Raw genomic sequence first — 14,125 nt, forward strand, 5'->3', positions numbered from 1 at the left:
GTCAGGCCCTTTCCGGCAGCACGCCCGCGGCGGCGAGGAAGTCGACGTGGCGGGCGATCATCTCCGCGTCGGCGGGCGGGAACTCCACCCCGCACGACGCCGCCGCGGCCCACGTGGCCGAGCAGTCGAACACCGGGTGCGCCCGGTGGGTGGTGGTCAGGCCGAACGCCAGCGGGCCGAACGCGCTGTCCGGGCTCTCCAGCATCAACGACCGCCAGTCGGCGTACTCCAGCAACCGGGTCGGGTAGCCCTTCTCGGTGAGCACCTCGCCCAGGTCGGCGTAGCTGAACCCGTCCGCCCGGTAGTAGTGGAAGTCCCGGCCCAGCGTCGAGGGCCGCGTCGAGATGCCCGCGATCGCACCCGCCAGCCGGTCCACCGGCAGCATGTCGATCACGTCCGGCGTCCGCGGCACCGCGCCCGCGTGCGCGCAGGTCGCGATCTGCCGGCTCAGGTACGACTCGGTCTTCGCCGTCCCGGTGCGCACGTCGCCGACGATCGCCGCGATCCGGTGGATCGACACCGGCACGCCGCGGTCCCGCGCGAGCACGCCCATCGTGTCGGCCACCCACTTGGTGGTGTGGTAGCCGGTGTCCAGGCCGGTGGGGTCCTCGGGCCGGTCGGCCTCGGTGACGAGCCGCTTGTCGTAGTTCACGCCGAGGAACACGCCCAGCGTCGACATCAGGTGCAGCGGCTTGGTCGAGTACCGGGTGGCCAGCCGCAGCACGTCGACCGTGCTGCCGACGTGCGGCGGCATCATCCACTGGTAGGTGAGGACGAAGTTCATCACCGCGCCGTTGTGGTAGATCGCGTCCATGCTCTCGGCCAGCGCGTCGAAGTCCTTCTCCGCCAGGCCGAGCAGCGGCTGGGACATGTCGCCGACCACCGGCACCACCCGCGCCAGCCGCTCCTCGGGCACGTCGAGGTGCGCGCGCCGCAGGTTGGCCCGGACGCGGGCCAGCGCCACGGCCGGCGTCTCGGCCCGGACCAGGCAGTGCACCTCGGCGTCCGTGCGGGACAGCAGCTCGGCCAGCAGGTGCGCGCCGAGGAACCCGGTCGCGCCGGTCAGCAGCACCCGCTCGGCCGGTCCGGTCCGCACGGGGTGCCGCGGCTGGATGTCGTCCGGCGGCACGGCGTCGGCCCGCATCTCCGGCACGGACGGCAGCCCGGACTTGTACCGCTTGGCGAAGGTGTGGTCCGACGCGGCGGCCTGCTCGACGACCTCGGCCAGCTCGGCGAGGTCGGCGGTGGCGAACAGGGCGCGCAGCGGCACGGTGACGCCGAGCAGCGACCGGACCCTGGCCAGCACCGCGGCCGCGATCAGGGAGTGCCCGCCCAAGCCGAAGAAGCTGTCCCGGCGGCCGACCAGCGGCACGTCCAGCACCTCGGCCCACACCTCGGCCAGCGTGCGCTCGACCGGCGTGCGCGGCGGCTCGTACGGGGTGAGCCGGGCCGTCGGGTCGGGGTCGGGCAGCGCCGCGACGTCGACCTTGCCGTGCCGGGTGAGCGGCAGCTCGTCCAGCACCACGACCGCGCCGGGCAGCATCGCGTCCGGCAGCCGCCCCGCGCAGAACGCCCGCAGCTCGTCCAGCTCGGGGGCCTCCGCGCGCGGCACCACGTAGGCCACCAGGAGGTCACCGCGCACCGCCACCGCGGCCTCGGCGACCGCCGGGTGGGCGAGCAGCGCCGACCGCACCTCGCCCGGCTCGATCCGGTGGCCGCGCAGCTTGACCTGGTCGTCCACCCGGCCCAGGAACTCCAGCGTGCCGTCGGGCAGCAAGCGGACCAGGTCGCCGGTGGCGTACATCCGGCGGCCCAGGACCGTCGGGTCGGCCAGGTACACCGACGCCGTGCGCTCCGGGTCGTTGCGGTAGCCCCGCGCGGGGGCCAGCCCGCCGATGTGCAACTGGCCGGGCACGCCCACGGGTGTGGTGCGCAAGTGGGTGTCCAGCACGTACGCCCGCACGCCGGGCAGCGGCCGTCCGATCGGCAGCGTCACCGCGCGCGGGTCGACCTCGGACGCGTCGACCGTGCGGTAGGCCGTGGCGCAGACCGTGGTCTCGGTCGGGCCGTAGTGGTTGACCACCGCCACCCGACCGCCGGTCGACGCCGCCCACTGCGCGACCGCGGCCGTCGGCACGGCCTCGCCGCCGATCATCATCACGGTCAGCGGGCCCGGGTCGACCACGAGACCGGCCAGGTCCGCGACCCAGCGCTTGAACAGCGCGGCGGGGGAGTCCACGGCGGTGACGGCGTGGTCGGCGCACAGCCCGAGCAGGTCCGCGCCGCCGATCGAGGCCGGTTCGGGGTGCACGACGACCGCCGCGCCCGCGCACCACGCCGGGAACACGTCGCCCACCGACGCGTCGAAGCTCAGCGGCGGGATCATCAGGATGCGCTGACCGGGCGCGAAGCCGTGCAGGTCGATGAACGCGCCGGTCAGGTTCGCCAGCGTGTCGTGCTGCACCTGCACGCCCTTGGGCACGCCGGTCGACCCGGACGTGTAGACGATGTAGGCCAGCCCGTCGTCGGGCACGTCCGCGGCGGGCGGCGCGTCGGCCTCACCGGTGAACGCGTCGTCGCTGGTGTCCAGCACCGCGCCGTGGAACTCGCCGAACCGGTCGCGGTCGGCCGGCGTGGTGATCACCACGGGCGCGCCGCAGTCGGCGAGCAGCCCGGCGAGCCGGGCGGGCGGGTGCGCCGGGTCGAGCGGCACGTACGCGCCACCGGCCTTGAGCACGGCCAGCAGCGCCACCAGGGCCTCCGGCCCGGCCTTCACCGCCAGCCCGACCGGTGTCTCCGGGCCGACGCCCCACCCGGCCAGCACGTGCGCGACCCGGTTGGCCCGCCGGTCGAGCTGCGCGAACGTCACCTCGCGGCCGTCGGCCAGGTCCAGCACGGCGGTGGCGCCGGGGTGGGCGGCGACCTGCGCGGCGATCCGGTCGAGCACGTTGGGGTGGCGCAGCGACAGCGCAGGGTCCAGGGCGTCCTGCGGCTCGCCGTTCAGCCGACCCGCGGCCAGGCGGTCGGCGCGGGTCGTCGTGTCCACCGCGGACAGCCGTGCGGACGGGTCGGCCACGAGCGCGGCGAGCACGGCGAGCAGGTGGTCGGCCAGCCGCGCCACGGTGTCGGCGTCGAACAGGTCGGTGCTGTAGTCGAGGTTGGCGGGCCAGGCGCCGTCGGTCTCGCGCACGTGCAGCGTGAGGTCGAACCGGCTCGTCCCGCGGTCGATCGGCAGCTCGGTCGCGTCCATGCCCGCCCAGGAGCCGGTGGCGCCGCCCCGGTTGAGCACCAGCATCACCTGGAACACCGGGTGGTGGGCGAGGTCGCGGCGGGGCGCGACCCGGGCGGCGACCTCGTCGAAGCTGACCTCGGCGTGGTCCAGCGCGTCGATCGCGGTGGCCCGCGCCCGGCCGAGCAGGTCGGCCACGGTCGGGTCGCCGGACAGGTCCAGCCGCAGCGCGGTCGTGGTGACGAACATGCCGACCGAGCCCTCCAGCTCGGGGAACGGCCGGTGCGTGGTCGGCGAGCCGATCACCAGGTCGTCCGCGCCCGACCGGCGCGACAGCAGCACGCCGAACGCGGCCAGCAGTCCGGCGAACGTGGTGCAGCCGTGCGCGCGGGTCACCTCGGCCAGCTTCCCGGCCAGCGCGGCGGGCACGGTGAACCGGTGGCTGCCGCCCGCGGTGGTGCGGTGGGGCGTGCGGGGCCGGTCCGAGGCGAGGTCCAGCACGTCCGGCGCACCGGCCAGCCGGTCGTGCCAGTGGTCCAGCTGCCGCTGCCGCTCCCCGTCGGCGAGCCGGTCGGCCTGCCAGTGCACGTAGTCGGGGAACTGCGCCCCGACCGGCTCCGGCGTCACGCCCGCGTAGACGTCGCCGACCTCACCCGCCACCACGCCGAGCGACAGGTCGTCGCACACGATGTGGTGCGCGCTGAACACGACGGCCGTGCCACCGGACCCGATGCGCACCACCCGCACGCGCAACAGCGGCGCCACGGCCAGGTCGAACGGCGTGTCCACTTCGGACACCAGGAACGCGGTCAGCTCGTCCTCGTCGGCCACGGCCGAGAACGCCACGTCGGCGGGCGCGTCGTCGACGACCTGCTGCTCGGGCACGCCGTCGGCGTCCACGATCCGGGTGCGCAACGCCTCGTGCCGCCCCATCACGGTCCGCACGGCCGCGCGCAACCGGTCCTCGTCGACCTCGCCCGCGACCCGCAGCGCGGCGAACATGACGTACGCGCCCGCGTCGAGGCCGAGCCGCCCGGTCAGCCACAGGCCGCGCTGGTTGCCCGACAGCGGCACGACCGCGCCCGCGGGTCGGCGCGGCACGGCCTGGCGGGGCGTGGCGGCCAGGCCGCGCTCGGCGAGCAGCTTGGCCAGGAGTCGTTCGCGGTGGTCGGAGAGCTCGGTCATCCCCGGGTCCTTTCAGGTGACGGCGTCTCGTCGGGCACCGCGTCGGGCAGGTCGTCCACGGTCCGCAGGCGTGGCCGGGACCAGGCGTAGGCCGCCAGCGCGAGCATCAGCACGCCGACGACGAGGAAGATCAGGGCGATGCCGCGGCCCTCACCGGTGCCGATCAGCGCGCCGACACCACCGGCGAGCGGGCCGTCGGCGGCCATCAGGGGTTCGGCGACGCCGTCGGTCAGCGGGCCGATCAGGAGGAAAGCGACGGGCATCGCGGCGGTGCTCAGCATCCGCACCACGGCCAGCACCCGGCCCAGCACCGCCGGGTCGACCTTGGTCTGCAACAACGTCACGCAACACGTGTTGATCAACGGCAGGGTGAACAGGAACGCGGGCGCGGCGACGCCGATCAGCCACGGCGACGGCGCGAGCGAGTGCAGCACCAGGAACACACCGCCCAGGGCCAGGCCCAGGTAGATGCCGTGCACCCGGCGACGCGGCCCGCCCCACACGCCCATCACCAGGCCGCCGACGAACAGCCCGCTGCCGCCCGCGGCCATGAGCACGCCCAGCGTCGCCGGGCTGGAGAACGACAGGATCAGCGGCTGCACCAGCCCACCCGCGATGGCGAACAGGAAGTTCCACACCCCGAACACCGCGCACAGCGCGAACAACCCGGGCGCGCCGCGCAGCCACCGCAACCCGGCGCCGATGCCCTCGCGCTCGGCGTCCGAGGCGCCCGCGGGCCGCACGGCGTCGTCGGGCAGCCGGGCCAGCAGCAGCGCGCCGACCGCGAACACCATCGACACGAGGTCGACCAGCAGCACGCCCCGCAGCCCAACCCAGGCCAGCAACGCGCCCGCGACCAGCGGCGCGGCGATCTGCACGCCCTGCGTCACCTGCATCAGCCCGTTGATCCGGCCCAGGTGCTCCTTGGGCACCAGCGCGGGCACCAGTGCCGTGTAGGCGATGATGTGGAACGAGTTCAGCGTCGCGGTCAGCGCGGTGGCGACGTAGACCTGCCACACCGCCAGCGAGCCCGTCGAGACGGCCACCAGCATCAGCGCCGTGACCACGCCCGCGCCGGAGTCCGCGACCAGCATGATCCGCCGCCGGTCGTACCGGTCGGCCACCGCGCCCGCGTACGGCGCGAGCAGGATGCCCGGCACCACGGCGCAGAACTGGATCAGCACGAACGTCGTCACCGACCCCGTGCCCAGGTACACCCACACGCCCAGCACGAACGCGGTCAGCGCGGAGCCGATCACCGACACCAGCTGACCGGCCCACACCACGGCGAACCGGCGCAGACCGGGCGCGGTCACCGCTCACCACCGAGCATGGACTCGACCTCCTCGGCCGACATCGCGGCCAGCTCCAGGCGCAGCTCGGCCACGGCGGCCACCCGCGCGGGGTCGTCCAGGGCGGCGAGCGCGGCGGCGACGCCGGCGACCGTCGGCGCGGCGAACATCCGGCCGATCGGCACCGACACCGCGAACGCCGCCCGCACCCTGGCCAGCGCCTTCGCCGCGAGCAGCGAGTGACCGCCGAGCGCAAAGAAGTCGTCGTGCACGCCGACCTCCGGCACGCCCAGCACCTCGGCCCAGATGCCCGCCAGCACCTCTTCCACCGCGTCACGGGGTGGCACCCGGTCGCCCCCGACGTCCCACACCGGCGGCGGCAGCGCCTTGCGGTCGGTCTTGCCGTTGGGCGTCAACGGAAACGCGTCCAGCACCACCGCCGCGGCGGGCAGCATGTAGTCCGGCAGCCGTTCCGCGAGGCGGGCCCGCAGCCGGGTCCACAGCCCGTCCCGCGGCACGTCCGCCGGCACCACGTACGCGACCAGCCGTTCGTCGACGGCCAGCACGACCGCCTCACGCACCTCGCCGGAGTCCAGCAACGCGGCCTCGACCTCGCCGAGCTCGATCCGGAACCCGCGCACCTTCACCTGGTGGTCGGCCCGGCCGAGGAACTCCAGCGTGCCGTCCGCCCGGTGCCGCACCAGGTCGCCCGTCGCGTACAGCCGCCGTCCGGGCCGCGCGGCGAACGGGTCCGGCACGAACCGGCTCGCGGTCAGCGCCGGCCGGTCGTGGTAGCCGCGGGCCACGCCCGCGCCGCCGATGTGCAGCTCGCCGACCACGCCCGGCGGCACCGGCTCCAGCCCCGGACCCAGCACGTACAGCCGGGTGTTGCCGATCGGCGGACCGAGGACCACCGGCGCGGGGGAGGGCTCGACCAGCCCGGCGGACGACCAGACCGTGGTCTCGGTGGGCCCGTACGCGTTCCACAGCACCGCGTCGTCGGCCAGCAGGTCGTCGGCCAGGTCGCGGGGCAGCGCCTCGCCGCCGCAGATCCGGGTGGTCACCCCGGCGGGCACGCCGCCCGCCGCGTGCAGCAGCCGCCACGTCGCCGGGGTCGCCTGCACCGCGGTGACCTGGCGTTCCACCAGCAGGTCCCGCAACGCGCCGCCGTCCGCGCTCACCTCCGACGGCACCACCAGCACTTCCGCGCCCGCGGTCAGCGGCAGCAGCAGTTCCAGCACGGAGATGTCGAACGACAGCGTGGTCACGGCGGCCAGCCGGTCGCCCTCGCCGAGCGCGAGCAGCCGCTGGAACGACACCAGCAGGTTCACCACGGCCCGGTGCGGCACCTCCACGCCCTTGGGCGTGCCCGTCGAGCCGGACGTGTAGATGACGTACGCCAGGTCCTCGCCCGACGCGGGGCACGGTCGCGTGGACGGCTCGAAGCGGTCGGCGTCGGCGAGGTCCACCGCCGTGCCGCCGAACGGCAGCGCCCGGTCCGCGACCAGCACCGCCGCGCCGGAGTCGGCCAGCATCGCGGCCAACCGGTCCGTCGGCCAGGCCGGGTCCAGCGGCACGTACGCCGCGCCCGCCCGCCACACGCCCAGCACGGCGGCCACCAGGTCCGGGGTGCGCGGCAGGCACAACGCCACCGTCGACCCCGGTCCCGCGCCGTGCGCCTCCAGCAGCGCGGCGACCTGCCCGGCCCGGGTGTCCAGCTCCGCGTACGACAGCGCGGAGTCCACACCGGACACCGCGGTGCCGCGCCCGGTGACCAGGTCCAGCGCGGTGCGCGCGGGCGGCAGCTCCAGGTCGGTGGCGTTGAAGCCCTCCAGCACCTCCCACCGCCGCACGCCGGTCAACCCGTCCAGCTCGCTGATCCGCCGCTCCGGGTGCTCGGCGGCGGCGAGGAGCAGCGCGATCAGCCGGTCGGTGAACCCGGCGATGGTCGAGTCGTCGAACAGGTCGGTGTTGTACTCCACGCCCAGGGCGAGCGTGTCGCCCTGCGGGTCGGCGGCCACCGTCAGGTCGAACTTCGCCACCTTCGGGTCGGGCACCAGCGGCGTCACCTCCAGCCCGGTCAGCGCGATGTCCAGCGGCGGGGTGTTGGTGAAGATCAGCTGCGCCTGGTAGATCGGCGCGTGCCCGGTGCTGCGCCGCGGGCTCAGGTGCTCCACCAGCCGTTCGAACGGCAGGTCGGCGTGCGCGAGACCGGCCGCGGCGACCTGCCGGGTCCGGGCCAGCAGCTCGGTGAAGGTCGGGTCGCCGCCCACGTGCGTGCGCAGCGCGAGGGTGTTGACGAAGAACCCGATCAGACCTTCCAGGTCCGCGTGGGACCGCCCGGCGACCGGTGTGCCGACCACCACCTCGTCCTGCCCGGCCAACCGGCCGAGCCGGGCCGCGAACGCGGCCAGCAGCACCATGAACACGGTGACGCCGTGCGCGCGGGCCAGCTCCTCCAGCGGCCTCAGCGGCACGTAGCCGTACCGCAGCGCGCCCCGGTGGGTGACCACCGGCGGACGGGGCCGGTCGGTGGGCAGGGTCAGCAGCTCCGGCGCGCCCGCGAGGTGCCGCGTCCAGAAGTCGAGGTGCCCGGCGGTCACCTCGACCATCCGGTCGCGCTGCCACACCGCGAAGTCCGGGTACTGCAACGGCAACGCGGGCAGGTCCGGGTCACGGCCCTCCAGCGCCGCGTCGTAGCCCTGCCCCAGCTCGCCCAGCAGCACCGACAGCGACCAGGCGTCGGCGATGACGTGGTGCAGGTTGAGCACCAGGACGTGGTCGTCGTCGGCGAACCGGCCGAGGCTCGCGGTGAACAGCGGCCCCTGTCGCAGGTCGAACCCGACGCCGCCGCGCTCGTCGGCGAACCGCTGCGCCTCGCCGTCACGGTCGCCGTCGGGCAGCTCGTACGCGGTGAGGGTCGCGGTGCCCGTGGGCGCGACCAGCTGCACGGGTTCACCGCCCGAGTCCGGGAACGTGGTGCGCAGCGACGCGTGCCGGCCCACCAGGACGTCCAGCGCGCGCTGCAACGCGGTCCGGTCGAGCGGTCCGCGCAGGCGCAACGCGACGGGCACGTTGTAGACGGCGCTGCCGGGGGAGAACTTGTCCAGGAACCACAGCCGTTGCTGCCCGAACGACAAAGGGTAAGCGGTGGGCGTGGCGGCACGGGCGCGCAGCCGTTGTGCCAACAGCTCCCGCTTGCGCGCCGACGCCGACGCCGACGCCGACGCCGACGCGCCGGTGTCCTTCAACTCGGTCATGACGCGCTCCCGGACTTGGTCAGCCGGTCCGCCGCGGCGCGCACGTGCTCCCGCAGGTGCGTCGGCACGCGGTCGCCGAAGCGCTGGAGGTAGGCGGCCACAGTGGTGTCGTCGTCCCGCAGGAACGGGAAGTCGGTGGGCACCATGTGCCGGATCGCCAGCAGCGGCACGGGGCTGTGCAGCGGGCGGAAGCCCGGGTTCCACAGGCCGGCCTTCTGCGGCGGGCCGGGGTGGAACTCGCCCAGCATCAGCCCGTCGCGCGTGTACTGCGGCTTGAGCAGCTCCTGCGCCCGGTCGACCACGCCGAACTCGGTCAGGTCCGGGAACAGGATCACGATGGTCTTGAACTGCGCGCCCGGACCCCGCATCGGCTCCAGCTCGGTGAACCAGTCGCGGTAGTGCAGCAGCAGCGCGGCCAGCTCGTCGGGCTGCTCGGGCGTGCCGGTGTGCACCGACAGGTAGAACAGCCCCCGTTGCAGGGACGTGTCGGTGAACGGGCACACCGCGCCCCGACGACCCAGGTCGGGGTGCGGTCCGCACAGGTACTCACCGGCCCACTCGAACACCGTCCGCAGCGGCAGCTCGTGCGCCGCGACCGCGTCGGGCAGCCGAGGCGCGGCGAAGTCCGCCGGCTCGACCAGGGGGTGGGCCCGGTGGGTCGGATGGATCAGCATCAACTCCACCTGCCTTTGTTCCGGGACCGGCGGACCAGGCCCGCCAGCGCCGCACCGGCCACCGCGGCCGTGACGCCGCCGAGCACGCGGTCCTGCCGCCGTGCCCGGGTCAACGCCTCGCCGTAGGGGACCGTGGTGTGCGAGATGAGGGTGTAGAGCGGCACCCACGTGTTCGGGAACAGCCGGTGCAGCGCCAGGTCGACCTTCTTGCGCGCGGTGAACAGCGGCGAGCGCACCTTGTCGCGCAGCTCCACGAAGTTGCGCTTGGACAACTCGGCCAGCACGTCGGTGTGCGGCCGGCGGGTGGCCTCGAACCGCGCCAGCGCCGCCGGCAGGTCGTCCGGGTGCGCGGCCAGGCACCGGTCGAGCACCGAGCAGTCCTCGAACGCGGCGTTCATGCCCTGCCCGAAGAACGGGTACACGGCGTGCGCCGCGTCGCCGACCAGCACGATGCCCCGACCTTCGTCCGCGGTGACGTGCCACGGCGCGGTGCGCACCGTGACCAGGCTCGCGGGCGGGTGCGCCAGGAACTGCTCCACCAGGTCCGGGATCAGCGCGAGCGTGTCCGGGAACCGGCGGGCGAAGAACGTGCGCACCCGCTCGGCCTCGGTCAGCCCCGCGAACCCGTGCGCGCCGTCGAACGGCAGGAACACGGTCGCGGTGAGCGAGCCGTCCACGTTCGGGTGGGCCACGATCAGGCCCTCGTCGCCCGGCCACACGTGCAGCGCCCGCAGCTCGGTGCGCGGCTCGCCGTCGTCGCCGACGTCGATCAGCAGCTCCTTGTAGCCCCACTCCAGGAACTCCTGGTGCAGGTCCATCCGCCGGCCGCGGCCCAGGTGGGTGCGCACGGCGGAGAACGCGCCGTCCGCGCCGACGACGAGGTCCGCCGTGTGCACGGCCCCTTCGTCGGTGGTGACGGCGGGCTTGTCCCGGTCGACGGCGGTGACCCGGCAGCCCCAGGAGAACCCGACGCCGAGCCGGTCGGCCTCGTCCACCAGCGCCACGTTGAGGTCGTGCCGCAGCACGGAGTGCAGGATCTGGTCCTCCGCCACGCCGTAGGGCTGGAACCGCAGCGTGCCGTCCGGCAGGTGCACGACCCGGCCCCGCATCGGCACGGTCAGCGGCGCCAACCGCTCCAGCAGGCCGATCTCGCGCAACGCCACGATGCCGCGCTGCGACAGGCCGAGGTTGATCGACCGGCCCTCCTCGCGCGCACCCGGCGCCCGCGGGTCGCCCCGCCGTTCGAGCACCCGCACGTGGAACCCCCGGCGGGCCAGGTAGACGGCTGTGAGGGACCCGGCCAGCCCCGCGCCGACGACCAGCGCTTCCCGGCTCATGCCTCGTCCTCGTCGACCAGGGCGCCGAGCAGGCGGTCGATCTCCTCGTCGGACAGCTCGTCCAGCTGGTCCAGCAACGGCACCGGTCCCCGGGCCGCCGCGCCCGTGCCGCGGCCGAGGTTCGCGGACAGCTCCGCGATGGTGGGCGCGGCGAACAGCGCGGCCAGCGGCAGGTCCACGTCCAGCGCGGCCCGGACCCGGGCGAGCATCTGGGTCGCGGTCAGCGAGTGGCCGCCCAGGGCGAAGAAGTTGTCGTGCACGCCCAGCGGCGCGTCCGCGGGCATGCTCAGCACCTCGCGCCAGATCTGCGCCAGCCGGCGCTCGTCGTCGTCGCGCGGTGCGACCAGCTCGACGTCGTCGGTCGTCCACACCGGATCGGGCAGCGCGTCCCGGTCGATCTTGCCGGTGCCGGTGCGGGGCAGCGCGGGCAGCACCACGACCGCCGCCGGGAGCATGTAGTCGGGCAGGCTCGCGGCCAGGTGCGGGCGCACCCGGCGGCGCAGCTCGTCCTCGCCCAGGCCGGGGTCGGCGGGCACCGCGTACGCCACCAGCCGCACGTCGGCGGCGTGCGCCGACCAGGCGACCACGACCGCCTGCGCCACGTCCGGGTGGGCGCGGAGCACGGCCTCGATCTCGCCCGGCTCGATGCGGTAGCCGCGCACCTTGAGCTGCCGGTCGGCGCGGCCCAGGAACTCCAGCCGGCCGTCGGCGTGCCGGCGGACCAGGTCGCCCGAGGCGTAGAGGCGCCCGCCGGGCGGCCCGAACGGGTCCGGCCGGAACCGCTCGGCGGTCAGGCCGGGCTGCCCGTGGTAGCCGCGGGCCACGCCCGCGCCGCCGATGTGCAGCTCACCGATCACGCCCGGTGGCACCGGGCGCATCGCCGGGTCCAGCACGTGCAGCGAGGTGCCCTTCACCGCCGGGCCGAGCCGCACCGGGTCCGGCGCGCGCGACACCGCTCCCGCCGCCGAGTAGACCGTGGTCTCGGTCGGCCCGTAGCCGTCGATCAGGGTCGCGCCGTCGGTCTGGAGATCGTCGGCCAGGTCGCGGGTCATCGCCTCGCCGCCGCTGATCCGCAGCCGCACCCGCGCGGGCACGCCACCGGCCGCGACCATCATCCGCCAGCTCGCCGGACCGCCCTGCACGACCGTCGCCCGGGTCTCCTCGACGCGCGCCCGCAGCAGCGCGCCATCGGCCACGTCGTCGGCCGGGACCACCACGAGCGTCGCACCGCTGATCAGTGGTGCCAGCATCTCCACCGTGGACACGTCGAACGCGGGCGTGGTGATGGACGCGAGCCGGTCGTCCGGCGTCAGCTCCATCAGCTCGCCCATCGCGCGCAGCAACGAGGCCAGCCCGCCCTGGGTGCACCGCACGCCCTTCGGCTTGCCCGTGGACCCGGAGGTGTGGATGACGTAGGCCAGCATCCCGGGGTGCTGCGGGGCGGCCGGTGGAGGCGTGTCCGGGCGGCCGTCGAGGTCGACGGTGTCCAGGTCCACCTCGGTCCAGGGCCCGGTCAGCGGTCCCGTGACCGCGCGCGACGCGCCGTCGGTGACGAGCACCGGCACGTCGGAGCCCTCGGCCATGGCGGTGAGCCGGGCCGTCGGCCAGGACGGGTCCAGGGGCAGGTAGCCCGCGCCCGCCCGCCACGCGGCCAGGATGCCGACCACCATCGGCGCGCCCCGGTCCAGGCACAGCGCCACCGGCTGGTCCGGCCGCGCGCCGGCGGCCAGCAGCACGTGCGCCAGGCGGTTCGCCGCCCGGTCCAGCTCGCCGCACGTCAGCGCGCCCTCGACCGCCACCGCGCCCGGGTGCTCGGCCAGCGCGGCGAACACCAGGTCGGCGGCGGTCTCGGCGGGCACCTCGACGGCGTCCTCCTGCGGCGCGTGGTCCCCGAGCCACAGCTCGGCGACCCGGTCGGCGGGGGAGGCGTGCACGGCGGCGGCGAACACCGCGTGCAGCGCGGCGACCGTCTCCGGCGTGAACAGCTCCGAGTCGTACTGCCACCGCGCGAACCACCGCTCACCGGCCCGTTCGACGGTCAGCGACAGGTCGAACTTCGCCCCGCCGTTGGCGACCGGCTCCGGCCGGAGCGTGATCGGACCGGCGGACCGCGCGGGCGGCACCGGCTCGACCGCGAACAGCACCTGCACCAGCGGCGCGTGCGCGAGCGTCCGCTGCGGCGCGACCAGGTCCACCACCCGCTCGAACGGCAGGTCCTGGTGGGCCAGCGCGGCCACGGTCGCCTCCTCTGCCGCCGCGACCACCTCGCCGAACGTGGTCGCGGGGCCGAACCTCGCCCGCAGCGGCAGCGTGTTGGCCACGAAGCCGACCAGGCCCTCGGTCTCCGGCCGGGTGCGGGCCGCGACCGGCGTGGCCACCAGGAAGTCCGCCTGCCCGGTGACCCGGTGCAGCACGCACTGGAACACCGCCAGCAGCCGCGCGAACGACCCGTCCGGCACGTCCAGCCCGGCCCGCAGCTCCGCGCCGCGCCCGGTCGGCGTCGCCGGTCGGGCCCGGTCGGTCGGCAGCGACAGCACGGTCGGCACGCCGTGCAGCGCCTCGCGCCAGAACTCCGCGTCGGCCGCGAACGCGCCGCCCTCGTCCTGCTCGCGCTGCCACACCGCGTAGTCCGGGTACTGCACCAACAGGTCCGGCAGCCCGTGCGGCGCACCGGTGACCTCGGCCTCGTACAGCCGGGCCAGCTCGTCGAACAGCACGGCGCACGACCAGCCGTCCGCGATCGTGTGGTGCAGCACGAGGACCAGCACGTGCTCGCCGGGGCCGACCTCGACCAGGCCGGCGCGCAGCAGCGGCCCGCCGTGCAGGTCGAACGGCCGGCCGACCTCCTCGCGCACCACCGCGTCCACGTCACCCGACAGCCGCGCCAGCGGCACGGTCGACGCCGCGGACACCACCTGCACCGGCACGCCGTCCTCGGCCGCGAACCGCGTCCGCAGCGCCTCGTGCCGCGCGACCAGCGCGTTGAGCGCCACCCGCAACGCCTCGGCGTCCAGCGGGCCGTCGATCCCGACCCGCCAGCCGATGTTGTAGACCGGGCTCGCGGGCAGCAGCTGGTCGACCAACCACAACCTGCGCTGCCCCGACGAGGCCGGGAACCGGAACACCTCGTCCTGACTCGTCACCGCGT

The 14,125-nt window shown here is 75.1% G+C and carries 6 protein-coding genes; all 6 read right to left on the bottom strand.

Features of this window, described 5'->3' with window-relative positions; genetic code table 11:
• Window position 1 precedes the first annotated feature (1 nt).
• The 6 genes from ACIQMJ_RS20295 to ACIQMJ_RS20320 are packed head-to-tail and all read right to left on the bottom strand — an operon-like array spanning window position 2 to window position 14,120.
• Window positions 2-4,414, bottom strand: a complete 4,413-nt coding sequence (locus ACIQMJ_RS20295; RefSeq protein WP_499762545.1) for a non-ribosomal peptide synthetase family protein — start codon at window positions 4,412-4,414, stop codon at window positions 2-4.
• Window positions 4,411-5,730 (bottom strand): MFS transporter, encoded by a 1,320-nt coding sequence (locus tag ACIQMJ_RS20300; protein ID WP_499762546.1) that lies wholly within the window; start codon window positions 5,728-5,730, stop codon window positions 4,411-4,413. The genes ACIQMJ_RS20295 and ACIQMJ_RS20300 overlap by 4 nt, the downstream gene beginning before the upstream one ends.
• Window positions 5,727-8,966 carry an amino acid adenylation domain-containing protein gene (locus tag ACIQMJ_RS20305; RefSeq protein WP_499762547.1) on the bottom strand — a complete coding sequence of 1,080 codons (3,240 nt, stop codon included), beginning with the start codon at window positions 8,964-8,966 and terminating at the stop codon, window positions 5,727-5,729. The genes ACIQMJ_RS20300 and ACIQMJ_RS20305 overlap by 4 nt, the downstream gene beginning before the upstream one ends.
• Window positions 8,963-9,640 carry a DUF6875 domain-containing protein gene (locus tag ACIQMJ_RS20310; protein ID WP_499762548.1) on the bottom strand — a complete coding sequence of 226 codons (678 nt, stop codon included), beginning with the start codon at window positions 9,638-9,640 and terminating at the stop codon, window positions 8,963-8,965. Before ACIQMJ_RS20310 ends, ACIQMJ_RS20305 begins: the two co-directional genes overlap by 4 nt.
• On the bottom strand, window positions 9,640-10,977 hold the full coding sequence (locus tag ACIQMJ_RS20315; RefSeq protein WP_499762549.1) for an FAD-dependent oxidoreductase: 1,338 nt from the start codon (window positions 10,975-10,977) through the stop codon (window positions 9,640-9,642). Before ACIQMJ_RS20315 ends, ACIQMJ_RS20310 begins: the two co-directional genes overlap by 1 nt.
• Complete coding sequence (locus tag ACIQMJ_RS20320; RefSeq protein ID WP_499762550.1) at window positions 10,974-14,120, bottom strand: amino acid adenylation domain-containing protein; 3,147 nt, start codon at window positions 14,118-14,120, stop codon at window positions 10,974-10,976. The genes ACIQMJ_RS20315 and ACIQMJ_RS20320 overlap by 4 nt, the downstream gene beginning before the upstream one ends.
• Window positions 14,121-14,125: the final 5 nt, after the last annotated feature.

Source organism: Actinosynnema sp. NPDC091369 (assembly GCF_044757065.1).
GTDB lineage: Bacteria > Actinomycetota > Actinomycetes > Mycobacteriales > Pseudonocardiaceae > Actinosynnema.